This is a genomic window from Bradyrhizobium sp. HKCCYLRH1030 (genome assembly GCF_051168395.1).
Taxonomy (GTDB): domain Bacteria; phylum Pseudomonadota; class Alphaproteobacteria; order Rhizobiales; family Xanthobacteraceae; genus Bradyrhizobium.
Genome location: NZ_JBNPUY010000007.1, coordinates 249,756 through 266,405 on the forward strand (window position 1 = coordinate 249,756; position 16,650 = coordinate 266,405).

General features: G+C 63.5%; 19 protein-coding genes and 1 pseudogene. 6 read left to right on the forward strand and 14 right to left on the reverse strand.

The features are described from left to right. Position 1: 1 nt before the first annotated feature. From ACQR1E_RS21790 to ACQR1E_RS21805, 4 genes and pseudogenes are all read right to left on the reverse strand, one after another. Complete coding sequence (locus ACQR1E_RS21790; protein ID WP_434897600.1) at positions 2-1,618, reverse strand: FAD-dependent oxidoreductase; 1,617 nt, start codon at positions 1,616-1,618, stop codon at positions 2-4. Positions 1,619-1,736: 118 nt separating this feature from the next. Next, the gene (locus tag ACQR1E_RS21795; protein ID WP_434897546.1) at positions 1,737-2,231 is read right to left on the reverse strand and encodes a MarR family winged helix-turn-helix transcriptional regulator; all 495 of its coding nucleotides are present in this window, start codon (positions 2,229-2,231) and stop codon (positions 1,737-1,739) included. 235 nt (positions 2,232-2,466) lie between these two features. Continuing rightward, positions 2,467-2,532: pseudogene (locus tag ACQR1E_RS21800) on the reverse strand (adenosine-specific kinase); the annotation flags it as partial. 163 nt (positions 2,533-2,695) lie between these two features. Further along, positions 2,696-2,941 (reverse strand): HypC/HybG/HupF family hydrogenase formation chaperone, encoded by a 246-nt coding sequence (locus ACQR1E_RS21805; protein WP_315752106.1) that lies wholly within the window; start codon positions 2,939-2,941, stop codon positions 2,696-2,698. A gap of 131 nt (positions 2,942-3,072) precedes the next feature. Between ACQR1E_RS21805 and ACQR1E_RS21810 the strand changes: the two genes are divergently transcribed. From ACQR1E_RS21810 to ACQR1E_RS21835, 6 genes are read left to right on the forward strand one after another with little or no spacing between them, the layout of a single operon-like run. Further along, positions 3,073-3,573, forward strand: coding sequence for a HyaD/HybD family hydrogenase maturation endopeptidase (locus ACQR1E_RS21810; protein ID WP_316164219.1), 501 nt, complete (start codon positions 3,073-3,075; stop codon positions 3,571-3,573). Next, on the forward strand, positions 3,563-3,982 hold the full coding sequence (locus ACQR1E_RS21815) for a hydrogenase expression/formation C-terminal domain-containing protein (RefSeq protein ID WP_316174786.1): 420 nt from the start codon (positions 3,563-3,565) through the stop codon (positions 3,980-3,982). The genes ACQR1E_RS21810 and ACQR1E_RS21815 overlap by 11 nt, the downstream gene beginning before the upstream one ends. Further along, on the forward strand, positions 3,975-5,039 hold the full coding sequence (locus tag ACQR1E_RS21820) for a hydrogenase small subunit (protein ID WP_315828047.1): 1,065 nt from the start codon (positions 3,975-3,977) through the stop codon (positions 5,037-5,039). Before ACQR1E_RS21815 ends, ACQR1E_RS21820 begins: the two co-directional genes overlap by 8 nt. Next, positions 5,036-5,695: a hypothetical protein gene (locus ACQR1E_RS21825; protein WP_315828046.1), complete on the forward strand. Its 660-nt coding sequence runs from the start codon at positions 5,036-5,038 to the stop codon at positions 5,693-5,695. The genes ACQR1E_RS21820 and ACQR1E_RS21825 overlap by 4 nt, the downstream gene beginning before the upstream one ends. After that, positions 5,692-7,419 carry a nickel-dependent hydrogenase large subunit gene (locus ACQR1E_RS21830; RefSeq protein WP_434897547.1) on the forward strand — a complete coding sequence of 576 codons (1,728 nt, stop codon included), beginning with the start codon at positions 5,692-5,694 and terminating at the stop codon, positions 7,417-7,419. Before ACQR1E_RS21825 ends, ACQR1E_RS21830 begins: the two co-directional genes overlap by 4 nt. 4 nt (positions 7,420-7,423) lie before the next feature. Beyond that, positions 7,424-8,689, forward strand: coding sequence for a (Fe-S)-binding protein (locus ACQR1E_RS21835; RefSeq protein WP_315715463.1), 1,266 nt, complete (start codon positions 7,424-7,426; stop codon positions 8,687-8,689). A 151-nt stretch (positions 8,690-8,840) separates the two neighbouring features. Here the strand turns inward: ACQR1E_RS21835 and ACQR1E_RS21840 are convergent, their stop codons facing one another. The 10 genes from ACQR1E_RS21840 to ACQR1E_RS21885 are packed head-to-tail and all read right to left on the reverse strand — an operon-like array spanning position 8,841 to position 16,603. After that, positions 8,841-9,068: a sulfurtransferase TusA family protein gene (locus ACQR1E_RS21840; RefSeq protein WP_315715462.1), complete on the reverse strand. Its 228-nt coding sequence runs from the start codon at positions 9,066-9,068 to the stop codon at positions 8,841-8,843. Positions 9,069-9,109: 41 nt separating this feature from the next. After that, complete coding sequence (gene dsrE2, locus ACQR1E_RS21845) at positions 9,110-9,604, reverse strand: sulfur carrier protein DsrE2 (RefSeq protein ID WP_315715461.1); 495 nt, start codon at positions 9,602-9,604, stop codon at positions 9,110-9,112. A gap of 42 nt (positions 9,605-9,646) precedes the next feature. Continuing rightward, the gene (locus ACQR1E_RS21850; RefSeq protein WP_434897548.1) at positions 9,647-10,684 is read right to left on the reverse strand and encodes a YeiH family protein; all 1,038 of its coding nucleotides are present in this window, start codon (positions 10,682-10,684) and stop codon (positions 9,647-9,649) included. Positions 10,685-10,699: 15 nt separating this feature from the next. Beyond that, positions 10,700-11,140 carry a glycine cleavage system protein H gene (locus tag ACQR1E_RS21855; protein WP_315715458.1) on the reverse strand — a complete coding sequence of 147 codons (441 nt, stop codon included), beginning with the start codon at positions 11,138-11,140 and terminating at the stop codon, positions 10,700-10,702. Positions 11,141-11,155: 15 nt separating this feature from the next. After that, positions 11,156-11,590, reverse strand: coding sequence for a hypothetical protein (locus ACQR1E_RS21860; RefSeq protein WP_434897549.1), 435 nt, complete (start codon positions 11,588-11,590; stop codon positions 11,156-11,158). A gap of 38 nt (positions 11,591-11,628) precedes the next feature. Then, positions 11,629-12,552 (reverse strand): CoB--CoM heterodisulfide reductase iron-sulfur subunit B family protein, encoded by a 924-nt coding sequence (locus ACQR1E_RS21865; protein ID WP_316164211.1) that lies wholly within the window; start codon positions 12,550-12,552, stop codon positions 11,629-11,631. Then, the gene (locus ACQR1E_RS21870) at positions 12,552-13,298 is read right to left on the reverse strand and encodes a 4Fe-4S dicluster domain-containing protein (protein ID WP_315752118.1); all 747 of its coding nucleotides are present in this window, start codon (positions 13,296-13,298) and stop codon (positions 12,552-12,554) included. The genes ACQR1E_RS21865 and ACQR1E_RS21870 overlap by 1 nt, the downstream gene beginning before the upstream one ends. Positions 13,299-13,308: 10 nt before the next feature. Then, positions 13,309-14,184: a hypothetical protein gene (locus tag ACQR1E_RS21875; protein WP_434844820.1), complete on the reverse strand. Its 876-nt coding sequence runs from the start codon at positions 14,182-14,184 to the stop codon at positions 13,309-13,311. Beyond that, positions 14,181-15,233, reverse strand: a complete 1,053-nt coding sequence (locus tag ACQR1E_RS21880; RefSeq protein ID WP_434844821.1) for an FAD-dependent oxidoreductase — start codon at positions 15,231-15,233, stop codon at positions 14,181-14,183. Before ACQR1E_RS21880 ends, ACQR1E_RS21875 begins: the two co-directional genes overlap by 4 nt. After that, on the reverse strand, positions 15,230-16,603 hold the full coding sequence (locus ACQR1E_RS21885; protein ID WP_434897550.1) for a heterodisulfide reductase-related iron-sulfur binding cluster: 1,374 nt from the start codon (positions 16,601-16,603) through the stop codon (positions 15,230-15,232). The genes ACQR1E_RS21880 and ACQR1E_RS21885 overlap by 4 nt, the downstream gene beginning before the upstream one ends. Positions 16,604-16,650 lie beyond the last annotated feature (47 nt).

A 16,650-nucleotide genomic window follows, 5' to 3' on the forward strand; every position in this document is an offset into this window, starting at 1 on the left:
CTCAGTGAGAACGTGCATCTCCTCCGAGCGCCCGAGCCAGCACGCGTCGAAGCAGGCCGGCCTGCGCCGCGCTCCCGCGCCAGGCCACGATCTGATCGGGACGGATCAACGCGAGGTCGGCCTCGTAGAGATCGCGCAGGGCCCGCGGCAAGGTGACGATCTCGACATCGGCACGCAGCGGCCCCATGGCCTCACGGAGTTGATCCTCATCGAGGTCGCTGCCCTCACACCGCAGCAGCGTCCATTCGAAGCCGAAGCGGTCGTACAGCGAGATACCTTGCTCCAGCCAGGCGTGCGGCGCGCGGCCGCCGGGACAGGCGCTCGGCACGTAGGCGTTGGCCGCATCCGGCGGCGGCCGGGTGCCATCGGGGACGATGATCGGTGAGCCATCATAGCGGCCGCCGAAGGTGACGCCGGGGATGTTGAACTCGGCGCGCGCATGCTGATCGAGATAGGCGCTGGCGATGCGCCGTGCCTCGTCGCCGGCCGCGGTCGCGTCCTCGATCTCGGGCACCGCGGCAAACAGGCCGAGCGAATCCGCAAAGCCGCGCGCGAAGCCGGTGTTGCGCAGCGCCACCGGACGGCGCTCGGCCTCGTAGCTGTCGAGCAGCGAGACGGGGCTCGTTCCCTTGACGACGCTCGCGAGCTTCCAGCCCAGATTGACCGCGTCCTCGATCGCGGTGTTGTAGCCGAGTCCGCCGGTCGGCGTGAACAGATGCGCCGCATCGCCGCCAAGGAAGACCCGGCCGCGCTGCAGGCGCTCGGCGACCAGCGCATGACCCGCGGTCCAGGTGAGGTGCGAAAGCACCTCGCAGGGAATGGGCGCACCGCAGGCGCGCTGGAACGCTGTCCTTGCATCATCGGCAGTGATCGCGCTTTCGTCCTCGCCGGGCCGCAGCTGGGTGTGGAAGGCAAACTCGTCGCGTCCGTTCACTGCGGCCATGAAGGCGCGGCGGTCTCGATTGAAGCAGACATACATCCAGGCCCGCGCATGCGGGACACTGGCGTAGAACTCCGGCGAGCGGAGATAGACCGCGAGCATGCGGCCGCCCATGAAATCGCGCCGTATTCCCGTCGTTCCGCCGTAGGAGATCCCGAGCGATTGTCGCACCGGGGAGCGCGGACCGTCGGCGCCGATCAGGAAATCGGCCGCGACCTCGCAGCGCGCGCCGTCGCTGACACGCTCGACGTCGGCGGCAATGCCGCCGTCATCCGCGACGTAGCCGATCAACCGATGTCCGTAGCGCAACTGAATGCCCGCAAGCTGCGCCGCGTGCCTACGCAGGATCGCCTCGACGAATTTCTGCGACACCCGGTGCGGCAGCTCTGCTGCGCTCCACGAGCCGGACAGACCCTTCACCAGTTCCGTCGCGCGTGCTGCGGACGGCAATTGAAAACGTGTCAGCTCATGCGCCGTGTAGCGCGTGAAATAGGCGACGTCGGTCGGGTAGTCCGCGGGCAGACCGGCGCGCCGGACCTCGTCGGCGAAGCCGAGCCGGCGGAAATGCTCCATCGTCCGCGCCTGCGTCGCGTTGGCCTGCGGGTTGAAGGCCGTTCCCGGCTTCTCGTCGACCAGGATTGCGGACACGCCGCGGCGGCCAAGCTCGTTGGCCAGCATCAGCCCGCACGGACCGCCGCCCACGATCAGCACCGAGGCGCTCAGACGTTCGATCACGGCGCTTCTCCTCGCAACGGAGGAAGGCTACCGCGCCCGGCAAAATAGTCAAGCAACCTGACTATCTGGTGTCGTCGAGCGTATCGAAGCGGGCGCCGTAGGCCGACAGCCCTTGCAGGATCGCGTCCATCACGGCCTTGCCGAGCTCCTTGCGCATCTCGGCTTCGGCCACGTCGACGGCGTCGCCGAACGCCTCCAGCCATTTCAGTCCGGCCGGCGTGAAGCGGACCAGTCGGGCGCGCCGGTCGCTCGGATCGGCCTCGCGCGACACCAGACCCAGCTCGACGCATTGATCGACCAGCTCGCCCATCGCCTGCTTGCTCATCGAGGCCCGCCGCGCGAGCTCGGTAAGCCGGGTGCCCTCGACATCGAGATTGCGGGTGAGGCTGACATGGGCGATCCGCGTCCCGCCGTGGCCGCCCTCGGCCATCAATTGGAGAACCCGGGATTCGAACCGGCGCACCGCATTGTTGAGCAGCCGGCCGACATTGGCGTGCCGCCATGCTGTTCCGATTCGTCGCGCAAGCGGCGCCTCGCGTGGAGATCGCGCTGTCATGTGGAAAACACCTCGTCGAATCCGGCTACGCTGGGCCAGGGTAGCAAGCGCACGCTCGTTTCACCCGATTCGCGGCGATTCGTTGCGGCGTTTCGTAAGAGCAGCTCCAACTTTTCCGATGATCTCGGCTTGAGGGCATACGCTCGCGAAGCCACCCTGAGAACAAAGTCGTTCAAGATGGCCGGCCTGGCTGTCTGCTTCTGAAATCGATCGATGCTTCGTCATTACCTGATCAGCGCACCAGCCGGTTGCCTGAGGCCTCGCAGAAAGCCAGCCCGAAGCGGATGCCCTGAACCGCGCCGCGACGATCGAGGCCAACGGTCCGCAGAGTCCATGCCGTCGTGACATGCAAATGCACGTCGTCGTGCTTCGGAGCGAAGCGCCCGATCGAGCAGCGCGGCTTCGACCGCCGACGGCGTCCCCTTACGTTAGTCCGGCTGACGCAGGCGGCCCGCATGGCGCGTTCATGCATTGCCGCGCATTGCGTCTTCCGCCGCAAGCAGTTCGTCGAAGAGATCCCATGCACTCGACGCTTCGGCTTCTGACATCTTCCGGATGGCGTAACCGACATGAACCACGACGTGATCGCCGGGATCGATCGTTTCATGCTGAAGCAAAAACAGACTCACCATGCGCTCGATGCCTTTGGCCTCGCATCGCGCCATGACTCCGTCACACTCCACGACCCGCATCGGGATGCCAAGGCACATGTCGGTTCCACGCAATTACTTGGGTGCTAAATCATAGCCCGCTCGATGAACTCGATTTGACGTGGATCAAGATAAGAGCATCATATTCGCTGCATAGAATATGAGGCGCCTGATCTCGCAGGAGTTCTCCTATGCGGACGCATGTCGCGGCGACCCACACGCTGGTGCTCGGAATCGGCAATATCCTGCTGAGCGATGACGGCATTGGCGTGCACGTCATTCGGGCCCTCGATGCACTGGAATGCACGGGCGAGATACCGCATCGTGTTGCTCTGCGGGATGGCGGGACGCTCGGGCTGTCCCTGTTTTCGGAGATCGAAGATTTCGGCTCGCTCATCGCCGTCGACGCTGTGGAACTGGGCGCGAAGCCCGGCACCGTAAGGATCTTTCAAGGTCCGGAGATGGACCGGCAGCTGACGGGAAAGAAGCGGACGGCTCATGAGGTCGCGCTTGCCGACCTGATGTCGGCGGCGCGGCTGACCGGCTGCGAGCCGGCGCGTCGGGCGCTCGTCGCGGTTCAACCCGAATCCACGCAATGGGGCCTGTCGCTGACGCCCGCGGTTGGCGCGGCCATTCCCACCGCATGTCAGCAGATCAAAGCGCTACTCAGCAGGTGGCACCATGACAGTTGAAGCGGATGCCGCAGCGGGGTTCCGCACCGGGATGATCGACAGCCTGCTCCGCGAGATCGCCCATCACCTCGATGTGCTTGCCAATACCGGCGCTTGCGCGGCGATCGATCTGTGCAGCCTGCCTCTCACGGTTGCGGACCGCAGCGAATTGGAGGAGCGGTTGGGCCATGGTGACCTGGAGGCCGTTTTGACCGCAGCCGGCATCAGCGAAATCTGGGAGACGCGCTATGCCGGCGTGTGGTGGGTTCGCCACCTGGGCGCCGGGGACAAGCTCGCCGCCGAACGCATCGAAATCACGGCGTCCCCGGAGATCCTGACAAGCCATGCGGCCGACATCGCTGCGGCCAGCAACAAACTGTCTGAAGATCTGATCGACCGCGTCTCTTCAGAGGATGCCGAAGATGCATGAAACCGAGACAATCGGCGAGCTCTTGACGCGCCGGGGCGTCTCCCGCCGCGCCCTGCTGAAATACACGACCTATCTTGCCAGCCTTCTGGCGTTGCCCCCGATGGCCGCGAAGGGCATGGCGGAGGCGTTGGCGAATACGCGGCGCCAATCCGTGATCTGGCTCTCGTTTCAGGAATGCACGGGCTGTACGGAATCGCTGACGCGTTCTTTCGGTCCAACCATCGAGGACATGATCTTCAATCTCATCTCGCTCGACTATCACGAAACGCTCATGGCGGTGTCGGGTGCTGCCGCGGAAGCGGCCCGTCTCGCTGCCATGAAGGAGAACAAGGGCAAATATGTCGTCGTGGTCGACGGCTCCGTTTCGACGAGAGATGGCGGGGTCTACTCCACCAACGCCGGCAAGACCAACCTCGAGGTGCTGAAGGAGACGGCCGCAGATGCAGCCGCCGTGATCTCAGTCGGGACCTGCGCGGCCTTTGGCGGCATCCCGCACGCAAATCCCAACCCCACCGGCGCAGTTGCCGTCAGCGACATCATCACCGACAAACCGGTGATCAATGTCTCCGGTTGCCCGCCCATTCCGGAAGCCATCGCGGGCACGGTTGCGTATTTCGTGACTTTCAACAAGCTTCCCGAGCTCGACGACAAGGGCAGGCCGAAAGCGTTTTTCGGCGATACGATTCATGACCGCTGCTATCGCCGACCGTTCTACGACAAGGGGCAGTTCGCCAAGCAGTTCGACGATGAGGGAGCACGCAAGGGCTGGTGCCTCTATGAAGTCGGTTGCAAGGGGCCCGTGACTTACAATGCGTGCGCGACCGTGAAATGGAATGGTGGCGTCTCCTTCCCGATCCAGTCCGGACACGGCTGTCTGGGGTGTTCCGAACCGAATTTCTGGGATCGCGGCAGCTTCTACCAGCCGCTTTCCTCAAACACGTTGAATGATCCGGAGATCATCGGCGGCGCCGCAGCTGCGGGCGCGGCGGTCGGGATTGCCAGCGCATGGCTGGCGCGCCGGCGCAAACAACGAGCGGAGAGGGAGACCCAGCCATGAGCCTGCTGGATTTCGTGCGCGGGCCCGCGATCGAGATTGCAATCGCGATATTCGTGGGCGGCGTGGTGTGGCGGCTCGCGTCACTGTTGCTCCTGCCCTGGACCAACGACAGATCGGCGAAGCGAGCCGGTGCACCGCATGCGGTGGTTGGCGCGTTCCGGGGCTTCGTGCGTCACCTATGGCCCGCGAACACCCATCTGCGCGCGTCGCTGTTCAGCACGGTGAACGGCTATGTCTTTCACGTCGGCCTTGCCATCGTCGTGTTCGGACTGGCGCAGCACATTCTATTCCTGCGCGGATTGTTCGGCTTTTCATGGCCGAATTTGCCCACCGGCGTGATCTCGGCCGCGTCGGTGCTCACGCTGGCGTCGCTGCTGGCTGCGCTGGCGCGGCGGATGACGAATCCCGTCTTAAGACTGCTTTCGACGCTTGACGACTACTTCAGCTGGCTGGTGACGTTCCTTCCGGTCGTGACAGGGCTGATCGCTGTGAGCCACCTGTGGGCGCCGTATGAAACGCTCTTGTCCGTGCACATCCTGACCGTGTGCCTGTTCCTGATCTGGTTCCCGTTCGGCAAGCTCATGCATGCCTTCCTCGTCTTCCTGACCAGAAGCGAGACCGGGATCTTCTACAGCCGCCGGGGAGTTGAGATATGAACCAGCGCATCGTGGTCGATCCCATCACGCGCATCGAAGGGCACCTGCGGATCGAGGCGGAAACAGATCCCCAGGGCGCCATCACCGGTGCGTACAGTTCCGGCACGATGGTGCGCGGCATCGAACTGATCCTCAAAGGACGCGATCCGCGCGAGGCCTGGGCTTTCGCGCAGCGAATATGCGGCGTGTGCACGCTGGTCCACGGCATCGCCAGCGTCCGTGCCGTGGAGAATGCGCTGGGATACGCCATTCCGCCGAACGCGCAACTCATCCGCAACCTGATGATTGCCGCACAATATGTGCACGACCATGTCATGCACTTCTATCATCTGCACGCGCTCGACTGGGTCGACGTGGTGTCGGCGTTGAAGGCCGATCCGGCGGCGACGTCGCAACTGGCGCAATCGATCTCGAGCTTTCCGAAGTCGAGTCCGGGCTATTTCGCAGACACGCAGAAGAGACTGAAAGCCTTCGTCGAAGGCGGCCAGCTCGGCATCTTTGCAGGTGGATTCTGGGGACATCCCGGATTCAAGCTGCCGGCCGAAGCAAACCTGATGGCGGTCGCGCACTATTTGGAAGCGCTCGCCTGGCAGCGCGAGGTGGTGCAGCTCCACACCGTCTTCGGCGGCAAGAATCCGCATCCGAATTTCCTGGTCGGCGGCGCCCCGTCGGCGATCAGCCTGAACACCGGCGGCACCGCCATCGGCATCGACGGCCTGCAGACGGTGAAGACTGTGATCGGCCGAATGGAAGATTTTGTCGAGCAGGTCTATCTGCCGGACACGCTGGCCATCGCATCCTTCTACAAGGACTGGTTCGCGCGCGGCGAAGGCGTGGGCAACTTCCTGACCTACGGCGACTTTCCCGAAAAGGGCATGGACGACCCGGCCAGTTGGCTGATCCCGGCGGGCGCCATCCTCAATCGCGACCTGACCACGATCCATCCCGTCGACATGAACAATTCGGAGGAAATCCAAGAGTTCGTCTCCCATTCCTGGTACGACTATGCAACCGGCAAGGACAAAGGCCTGCATCCCTACGAGGGCGAGACCCATCTGCATTACACCGGTCCCAAGCCTCCCTTCGAGCAGCTCGATGTCGGTGCGAGCTATTCCTGGCTGAAGGCGCCTCGCTGGAAGGGCCATGTCATGGAGGTCGGCCCGCTCGCGCGCGTGCTGACGCTCCATGCCAAAGGTCACGAGCCGACGCGCGAACTGGCCGGTTACGCGCTGGGCAAGCTCGAGCTGCCGCTGACGGCGATGTTCTCGACCATGGGACGCACTGCGGCGCGCGCCCTGGAAAGCAAAATCGTCGTCGACCAGATGTCGACCTGGTACGACCGTCTTCTTTCCAACATCCGCGCGGGTGATCTGAACGTTCACAATTCGAACAAGTGGGATCCCTCAACCTGGCCCGCCGAAGCCAAGGGTGTCGGCTTCATGGAAGCGCCGCGTGGGGCGCTGGCGCATTGGGTGGTGATCAAGAACAAGCGCATCGATAATTATCAGGCCGTGGTGCCCTCGACCTGGAACGCGGGACCGCGTGATTCCAAGGGCCAGCCCGGACCTTACGAAGCGGCATTGATGGATCGCCACACGCTCCAGGACCCTCGGCAGCCGCTCGAGATCCAGCGCACGATACACAGCTTCGATCCGTGCATTGCGTGCGCGGTGCATGTGATCGATCCGGAAGGCGAAGAGCTGATACAATTGCGGGTGAGGTAAGGCGATGGGCGGCGAAATCGACGTCGAAGCAGCCAGCAGAACGTTCCTGGCGCGGACCGAGGGACATCTGGTCAGCTATCTCGAGGCTTGCGTCCATTGCGGGAACTGTGCCGAAGCCTGCCACTTCTATCAGGCCTCCGGAGATCCGCGGCACACGCCCGCCTACAAGCTGTTTCCGATTGCCAAGGCCTATCGCCGGCAGAAATTCCCGCTCTCGCTCTTCGCCCCCCGCGTCACGGAAGAGGACCTCAGGGAATGGGAGGAACTGCTGTTCGATACCTGCACCATGTGCGGTCGCTGCACCACGATCTGTCCGATGGGGATCGACATCGCTTCCATCGTGGGCGGCGCGCGGCAGGCCTTCGTCAAGGCGGGACTCGGACCGAGGGACCTTCTGCAGGCCGCCGACAATTCGCGCGATCATGGAAGCCCGCTGGGCGTGACGGCCGAAAAGCTGCGCGATCGTATCGAATGGCTCGAAGATGAGCACGACGTGCCCATCGCGCTCGACAAGGACAAGGCCGACATTCTGCTGACGCTCTCGTCCGTCGAGACGATGAAATACCCCGATTCCGTGGTGGCCATGGCCAAGCTGCTCAACCACGCGGGCGTCGACTGGACGCTGAGCACGAAGGGCTATGAAGCCACGAATTTTGGCTATCTGGCCGGCAAGGCGGACGTCGCCAGGATCATGGTTCAGCGGATCACCGAGGCCGCCGAGGCGGTGGGAGCCAAGACGGTGGTGATTCCGGAGTGCGGCCACGCGTTCGGTGCGCTGCGCTGGTCGGGCGCCAACATGCTCGGCCGCCCCCTGCCCTTCGCAGTCGTGCACATTTCGGAATTCATGGCGCAACTCAAGCGGGACGGCAGGCTGAGGCTGAAGCCGATCGAGGAGTCGATCACCTATCACGATCCCTGTCAGATCTCCCGTCGTGGCGGCGCGACCGAAGATGCGCGATTCCTCCTGCAGGATTTCGCGAAGGACTTCCGCGAGATGACCCCGACCGGAAATCTCAACTGGTGCTGCGGTGGCGGGGGCGGCGTGCAGGCGATCGCGCGCGCTGCCGATCTTCGCCACAAGGTATTCAAGATCAAAATGGATCAGGTCGAGAAGACCGGTGCAAAGACGATGGTCTCGGCATGCTCGAACTGCCGGCTGACCATGGACGAGAGCAAGGCCCACTGGAAGTGGGAAGGCGGGCTCGCGAGCCTTGTGGAGATCATTGCGGACCATCTGATCGAGGACGCCCCAGCGAAGACGCAAGGGTGACGTTTCACGGTCGTACGCCTTGCAGCGTGGGCAAACGGCGGCGAAACGCCGGCGGCGGAGCGCGCAGACTGCACCGGTCCCCCTCCGTTGGTTGCGGTTCCGCTCTCGGTCAAACCGAAAGGCACTCCGGCGTGGCAGAGATTGCGTAGCGTCAGGACGTTCGCCTGATCAGGAACTCGAACTGCTTGCCTTCCGACTTGGATTCCAAGAGATCATTTCCGGTCGTGCGACAAAACGCCTCGAAGTCCTTCACAGCGCCGGGATCGGTGGCGAGCACTTGAAGCGTGCCACCGATCGGCACGTCCTTGAGTGCCTTCTTCGCGCGCAAGATCGGCAGCGGGCAGTTCAGTCCCTTGGCATCGAGAACCTGGTCAGCCATCCTGTCTCTCCGTAATTTCTGGTGCTGGCTTCGTGATACATTCAAATGAACAGGTTGATGTCGCTCTTGGTCGCCGTCTCGATGTAGGTCGCAGCGCCGCCGAGCACCGGCCCCTCGATCATGTCGTCCTTAGTGTACTCGAATAGATCCATGGTCATCTGGCAGGCGATCATCTTGACTTCGGCTTCGATGGCCATTGTGCGCAACTCCTCTATCGATGCGACCCCCTTTTTCTTGATCAGGTTCTTCATCATTGTCGTCGCCGCCGCGTCGACGCCGGGGATGGCCGATACGAGATTCGGCATGCCGATGTGCATTCCAAACATCGGCATCTCCATGGCCGGATTGCCGAGCGTCGAAATCTTCAGGTCGAGATTCTTCTTGAGCAGCGTCAAGCCGTAGAAGGTGAAGAACATGGTCACTTCGAGGCCCATGGCCGCCGCTGTCGTGGCCAGGATAAAGGGCGGATAGGCCCAATCCAGCGTGCCCTTGGTGACAATCATCGACATGCGCTTGGTATTGTTATCATCGGCCATTGCATCTCTCCGTTTGGTCTCTCGCAGGCGCAACCGCGCGCATCATTGGATTCCTGCTTTCCAACGCACGACCATCAGCACGAGGACTGCGAGGAACAACGTCTCGGCGACGATCAGCGCGATCGCCCGGCCGCCGACATCGGCCATCGCCTTGAGCGACGTCTTCATCCCGAGCGCTGCGATCGCCGTCACCAGGCACCACCTTGAAACGTCCTTGATGAGGGCAAGCAGGAATGCGGGAATGACGCCGGCGCTGTTGAGCATCACCAGAACGGCGAACACCACCAGGAACCCCGGCAATTGTCGCCCGGCCTTACCGACGTGATGGGCGCGGAACACGTAGGACAGCATCACCACGACAGGCAGCAGCATGGCAACCCGGAGCAGCTTGGTGAAGGTCGCGACGTTTCCGGTCTCCTCCGACACGCTGAAGCCGGCGCCAACCACTTGCGCAACGTCGTGAATGGTGCCGCCAAGAAACATGCCGACTGCAGCGTGATCGAGATGGAATCCTGCGATCACGAGCGGATAGACGATCATCGCGATCGTGCTGAGCGCGGTCACGCCGATCACGGTAAAGACCGTGTCGCGTTCGTGCTGCTCCCCCTTGGGCAACACCGACGAGATCGCGAGCGCCGCCGACGCTCCGCAAATCGCCACAGCCCCGGAGGTGAGGATTCCGAACCGCCGGCTCAAACCCATGGCACGGGAGGCCAGCGCGCCGAACAGGATGGTCAGGATCACCGCGCCGACGACCGTGATCACGGGCGTCGGACCGAGCTTCGTGATCTCGGCAATCGTGATCTGCGCCCCGAGCAGGCCGACGGCGACGCGCAGGATGTGCTTCGAGGCGAGTTCGATGCCGGCGACGCAGCGCCCCTCCTGCGACAGGAAATAGAAGGCCATCCCAAGCAGCAAGGCGAACAGCATGACCGGCCCGCCATAGTGCTCGGACAGGAAGGTTGCCGCGATCGCGATGATCAGACTGGCCAGGACACCCGGGAAATAGGTCGGCAGCGACATGAAGGCCGCGAGGCCGCGACTTATCATCGATGTCCTGATTGCGACGGTCTCAGTCACGGCCTATCCACTTCCTTACGCGCAGCCAGCGAAATTCTCGGCAGCCATCTTCGCTTCGTAAGGGGCGGCGGCCGCCGTGCCCGGCACGAGGCCGGCCTTGGCAGCAGCCCAGTCCTTCGGGCGCACCTTGACCATCCATCCCTCGCCATATGGGTCGGTATTGGCGAGCTTGGGCGCTGCGCTCATTGCATCGTTGACCTCGACGATTTCCGCATTGAAGGCGACCTTTGCCGGGCCGACCCACTTGCCGGATTCGATCGTGGCGCAGGACTTGCCCGCATCGACCGACCGGCCGGCCTTCTTTGGTGTGAAGGCGACAAGCTGACCGGCCATGGCCGCTGCCACAGCGGTCATCCCGAGCGTCACGGTGCCGTCGGCGTTCTCGCGATACCAGATGTTGTTTTCGACGTCGTAGAGGAGGTCGTCGGGAAGGTTGCAGCCGCGGACGATGGGCATCGTCTTCTCCTTGTCTCAAACAGTTTCGTTGGTCTGCATCGATGCATCGAGTTGACGTAGCGGCCGGGACGCGCAGCAGAAGTCGCCGAGCCCGGCCACCTCCAGCTTGCCGCCGATGAACAGCATGAGGTGCCGCGCGACCATGGCGCCCAGCCGCAGCCGCCGGGCGACCTCCGCGTGGCCTGGCTCGAGGCGCACGAGATTATAATGATAGACGAGCTCGCGGCATGTCTCGCGGCAGGCGTTGAAGCTTGCATCGCCGCGCGCACCCTGCCGATGCAGCGCCAGCAGGCGAAACGTCTCGACCTTGCGATCGGTCGGAATCTCGCCGTGCGCAGCGAGCCATGTTTCGAGAATCGTTTCGCCGAGTTGCAGCAACTCCTCGGCAAGCGGCGCGGCGTCCGCCGCGAGTGCAGCATCGGACGCGGCCAACATGCCGTCGAGCCGCATCGCGACGTTGTCGAGGCTCGTGATACCGATATCCGCCATCAGCCGAGCCCCCGCGCACGCAACAGACCCGTCGAATCCGAGAAATTCTCCTGCACGCCGACCTTGCGCGCCGACAGCCCGAGCGCCATGCCGAGGAGCTGGGTGAAGTACAGGATCTTGACGCTCGTCTTGCGGCCGAAGACCTTTTCGGCGCGCACCTGATGCATTTCGAGCCCGGTGTGGCAGGTCGGGCATTCGGTGGCGATCACGTCCGCGCCGCAGGCCTCGGCCGTCGTGAGCAGGTTGAGAACGAGCTTGGTCGAGGTGTCACTGTCGGACAGCGTGTGAGCGCCGCCACAGCATGCCGTCTTGAGGGGGTACTCGACATTTTCGGCCCCCGCCGCGGCCAGCAGGTCGTCCATGAAATGGGGCTTGGAGGTCGATTCCGAGCCGGGCCCCTTGTCCTTTTCCGGAAAGATGTGACGCGGCCGCGTGTACATGCAGCCGTAGTAGTTGGCGACCTTCAGGCCCTTGAGCGAGTTCTTCACGCGTGCCTTGAGGCCTTGTTCGCCGACCGATTCCTTGATCCAGTCGAGCGCGTGAATGGTCGTGACCTTGCCCGCTTCGTAGGTCGCGTGGCCGGCCTTGCGCGACAGTCGGTCCGTCACCTCGCGCGACGCGGGATCCTTGGCGAGGTCGTATTCGGCCTTCTTGAGATTGTGATAGCAGCCATTGCACGGCGCCATCACGGTATCGAACCCCATCGCATCGGCGATCGAGAGGTTGCGGGCCGACAGATAGGTCTGCAGCTTGGGATCGATGTTCTTGACCTCCATGGCCCCGCAGCAGTTCCAGTTCTTGAGCTCGACCAGGTCGAGGCCGAGTGCCTTGCCGACCTCCTTGGTCGAGCGGTTGTAGGCGTGCCCGGTGCCTTCGAGCGCGCAGCCCGGATAGTAGGCGACCTGCTTGTGTTTGTCGCTCATCACTCAGCTCCCTGAACGTCCAGCCGAAGCGCCTTGCGGGCAGCTGCTTCGCACTCACGGACATACTCGTCGATCGCGAGGCTGGCGCCCCGCCATCCGCGCGTGCGGGGACGGATCACGCTGGCAAGTCCCAACTTCACCAGGAGGCCGACCGGCAAGCGGCTGGCGAGACTGCGTATCAGTTCGACAAGCCAGCCCTGCGACAGGGACTGCCCGGTCCGCGCGAAGAACCGGCGCAACACGCGGCCTTCCTCGATCTTGCCGGTGGCGAAGACCTGCTCGGAGAAGACCTCATCGAACGCGGTGGACGGCTTCTTCTCCGTATAGCCCTTCAGCTCCAGCCAATGTGCCGTGGCCTTCATCACGCCTTCGGGACTGACGTCGCGCGGACAGGCATAGGTGCACTTGTTGCAGGAGACGCACTGCCAGATGATGTCCTTGTCACGCAGCAGCTCGCTTTCGAAGCCCATGCGGATCAGGTAGATCCAATAGCGCGGGTTGAAGTCGGGATTCACGGCGTTGATCGTGCAGGCGTTGGTGCATGAGCCGCATTGCCAGCAGCGGTGGATGAACTCGCCCCCCGGGAGCGCCGCGATCTCCTCCTGCATCTGCTCGTTGTAGTCGGTGATGGCGCGCGAGGTGATGAACGTGCTCCAGTGCCCGGAGACATCGACGCCATCGATTTCCAGGTGCTCATGCGTGACGAGATTCTCGGGCCGGATCAGCGATTTTTCGTGAATCGGCATGGATGTTCCCTCATTCGCTCAGCAGGCGAGGCTGCCCGAGCACATAGGCCCTGCCATCGATCAGCTTCAGGCGGGTGCGCCCCGACTCGGTATCGACCGCATCGAGTCCCAGGAGACGCCGAGTATGCGCCATCGCGTCTGCTTTGAAGCCGCCGCAGAAGTCCGCGTGCAGGAACTGGCCGCCCTTGTCGTTGATATAGTTTGCATAGGTGTGGGCGCAGAGCAGATCGACGTAGAAGGCCAGATCGCGGAAGACACCGTTCGCCTGCAGGAATCCTTCGAGCTCCTCGCGTAGCATCGTGAAAGTGGCGAGGCCGTCGCCGACGGCGATCGTACCGGCCTCGGCATCCTCGTCGTACCATATCTCGCGCAACACGCCGGTATTGACCCTGGCGTCCCACATCCAGCGCGTCATCAGCGGATAGCGGTCGGGCGCGGTGAAATGAAGGAGCTCGGCGGCAAGATCGCGCGACCAGCGGTGCTCGCGATCGGCTGGAAAGCTCGTGACGAACGCGGCGACGCGCTGGTCGGTGGTGCCGAGATCGGACCATCCGCACAGCAGGACCTCGAGCCTGCTGCGCATCGCCGCGAATCCGTTGCGGCCGAGCCACGCACCCACACGCCGGCGCACCGGCGTGATGAACGTGGCGAGGTCGCAGAATTCGGCCTCCGTCAGCTCGCTGACCCGCCCCTTGCCCAGCACCTCCTCGAACAGCGAGGCCTTGAGCGCGAGCGCTCCGACATAACGCTCGACGCCACCGGCGTCGTCGGCGGATTCCACGAGGTTCTCGAACGCCCGCCGCAGCCTGGGGCCGGACAGATCAAGCACCGGCCGCGTCGGCTCGGCCACCGCCTTGCCTCTATGGCTGGCGATCGGCCACATCACTCGGCCGCTTCCATCATGGCGCCGCGGACCAGGGTCAGCGCGGCCATCGCCGCCGATTGGCCCTGCGCGATGGAATCGTCGATGGTCTCGGGCCCGGTCGCCGCGCCGGCGACGAAGACGCCGGGCCGCGAGGTCGCCGATGTGTTGGAATAGACCGACGCCTTCTGGATATGGCCGTGCTTCTGCAGTTTGACGTCGAACACCGCCGACAACGTCATGTTGTCGACATTGGGATCCATGCCAATGGCGTGCACCACCATGTCGAACGGAATCGAGATCGGCCGCTTCACCAGCGTGTCCTCGCCCTTGACGATCAATCGCCTGCCGTCCGATGTCACTTCGGCGATCCGCGCCTTGATGTATTTGACCCGGTGCTTCTCCTGGCTTTCCCAGTAGTAGAGATCCTCGTAGAGGCCGAAGGTGCGGATATCCATGTAGTAGATATACACGTTGCACCGTGGCATCGCCTCGCGGATCTCCATGGCAATGTTGGCGGAGACCGTGCAGCAGATCTTAGAGCACCACTCGCGACCGATCTGGCGGTCGCGCGAGCCGACACATAGCAGGATCGCGACCCGCTCCGGCTCGCGTCCGTCGGACGGACAGCGCACGCCCCTGCCGGAGGAGAGCATCTGCTCGACCTGGGTCGTCGTGACCACATCAGGGTAGGTACCGAAACCCCATTCCGGCTTGTTGACGGAATCGAAATGCGTGAAGCCGGTGCACAGGATCGCCGCCCCCGCCTCCAGCACCGTGCCATCCGACAGCGTCACGCGAAAGTCGCCTGGGCCGCCCGAAAAGGCCTTCACCGTGGCGCGCCTTCGGATCTCGACACGGCTGTCGGTTTCGACCCGGCGCACCATGCCGCCGATGGCGTCCTTGGCCCATTCGCCGGACGGCACCAGCTTGGCATAGCCCGACTGGATCGGCGCGCCGCCGAGCTGCTCCGCCTTCTCGACGAGAACGACGCGCTGGCCGGCCGCGGCCAGCGCATGTGCGGCGGAAAGCCCCGACGGCCCACCGCCAACGATGAGAACGGGACGGGTCATGATGCGGCTCCTGACAAAGTCGCCGTCGGCTTGACATAGCCTGGGCCCGACGTAATCGCGCGTTTGGGGTCGTAGAGCGTCTCGATGCGGCCGGCCTTCACTTCATCGAGGTAGGCCTCGAATTCGGCTTTGGCTTTCTGCCAGTCGATGCCGAGCTTCTCGAGCAGCCCCTCGAACGGCGAGGCGTGCCAATGAAGCTGCGCGAGCTTGTATGGATGCGCACCGAGGGCGAGCGCCGCGAACTGGCAATCGGCCATGACTGGCAGCGCGTAGACCTTGTCGACGGCTTTGCCGATCCACTGGTTCTTGTCGAGCGTGGTGATGCAACCCGTGTCGTGGCCGATCATGACGTCCGCCCGCGCCTCCTCGACCGCGACCCTGATCTTGCGGTCGATGGCGAAGGAGCGGGTGAATTCACGCTCGCCAATGATATGACGAAAACCGAAGCCGCAGCAGTCGTACCAGGTGGAGTAGTCGATCACCTGTGCACCCAGCGCCTGCATCAGGCCGGTCGATACCGCGACGCGATTGCCGTCCATGACGGTGTCGTCATAGATCACGTCTTCCGGAACCATCTTGTAGACGTGACAAGCCGGATGAACGGTGGCGCGAAGGCTGCTCACGTCTATGACCTGCCGCTCCTGGATGCGGTGACGCATGACGTGCAGCCACTCGGAATAGTGCACGATCTCTTCGGGGATCAGCAGCTTGCCGTCGACCAGGCGGCCCAGCTTGCCGAGAATCTTCTTCACCTGCTCGCGCAGTTCAGCCGAATGCATCAAGAAGATGCGCATCTCCTTGTAATTGCCGAACGACGTGCCGCAGTGGACCAGCGGGAAGTAGGTTCCGACCGGCAGCCCCTGCGCCTTGGCCGACATGTATGCCTGGTGGAAGTTGCGCAGGAAGACGGCGGCCAGACTGACGACATTGCCGACCCCGGAGCCGTGATAATTCCAGGCGGTGCAAGAGGTTTGATCGGTCTCGTCGAGATAGCGTACACCGAGCTGGTTCATCAGCCACATCACGCTCGACGGATAGCCGGGGATATTGCCGCACTGTCCGCAGGATTTGTGCTGCCAGAGGTTGGTGGTGGGAATGCGCTTGTCCCAGCCGTACAGCGTGCGCGCCACCACCGGCTCGTGGCGCTCGTCGATCCGATGGACGACGATCTCGCCGTCCTTCTCCAACTCCCACATCGCGTCGCGGATGTCCTGGACACGGTCCTTGTTGGTCAGCATCGAGCGACGGTCGATCCGGGTTTCCACCCAGGCCGTCGCTGTCTGCGCCTCGCCCGGCGTCAGATTGGAAGGGCGCCACTCCGCGCCAAAGCCGGCGTAAGCCGACTGACTGTCACTGCGCTTTTCGTCCATCGTTTCCTCCGTCGTCCACCGCAGCGATTGATCTCGCCGTCTGTTGT